1 pseudogene is annotated in these 1,096 nt (G+C 60.1%); it reads left to right on the top strand.

The annotated features are described in order from the left end of the window. Positions 1-1,096 (top strand): annotated as a pseudogene (locus tag A7K61_RS30590) (RHS repeat protein); the annotation flags it as partial.

Genomic DNA, 1,096 nt, shown 5'->3' with positions numbered 1-1,096 from the left:
GGGTTGGGGTTTGGTTGGAGCCATGCGCTGGCCCATCGGCTGGTGGTGTCGGGCGATTCCGTGGTGTGGACTGACCATGAGAACCGCTCGACTGCCCTGCCCTTGCCCACCGACTCTCGGCCCGCGATCACCAATAGCCTGGCGGAAGCGGCGATCTACTTGGGTTCGGCGCCTGACGAGTTGGTGTTGGCCCAGGCGTCGCGCTTCTATCACTTTCGCGATGGCGTACTGGTCTCGATCAGCGATGCGTATGACAACCGGCTGCGCCTTTGCCGGGATCGTTCTGGGCGGATTGAGCGACTGGATAACGGTGCGGGTCGTTCGTTGCTGTTGCGTTATGAGTTGGGTCGCATCGTCGCGGTGGACTACCAGGTGCATCGCGCCAAAGGGCGAGAGCCCTACGTGTGGGAGACCGAGCAGAACATTGTTTCCTACGCCTATGACGAACACGGACGACTGGTCTGCGCGACCAATGCTGTCGGGGAAAGCGAGCGTTATCGGTATGACGATCAGCACGTCATTCTTGAACGCCAACTGGCCGGTGGGGCGAGTTTCTTTTGGGAATGGGAACACGCTGGCAAGGCGGCGCGATGTGTGCGGCATTGGGCGAGTTTTTCGCAGATGGACACGCGTTATGCCTGGGGCGATGACGGGCGTGTCACGGTGCATAACGCCGATAGTAGCCAGGAGGTGTATGTCCATGATCAGCGGGCGCGGTTGGTGCAGCGCGTCGATCCTGATGGCGCCACGCATTTCAAATCCTACGACGATCAGGGGCGGCTGACCGTCGAGCAAGACCCGATGGGCGCGGTAACGGCCTATCAATATGACGATGCCGGACGCTTGGTGGCGCTGTTTCCGGGGGATGATGAGCCGACGTCCTACGAGCATGACAATGGCTTCGTACGGGTTGTGCGCCGTGGGGAGGCGGTCTGGAAATATGAGCGTAATGACCAAGGCGATGTCATTCGCAAGACTGACCCCGATGGCCATTCGACTGACTACAGCTACAACAAACATGGGCAACTGACGGGGATTTGGTACCCGGACAGCAGTTGCCATCGGCTGGTGTGGAACGAGCGTGGGCAGTTGCTTG

Source organism: Pseudomonas sp. AP42 (genome assembly GCF_001728935.1).
GTDB classification, from domain to species: Bacteria; Pseudomonadota; Gammaproteobacteria; order Pseudomonadales; family Pseudomonadaceae; genus Aquipseudomonas; species Aquipseudomonas lactis.
The sequence above is the reverse complement of the archived record's forward strand: the minus strand, read 5'-3'. Positions and strand labels throughout refer to the sequence as shown.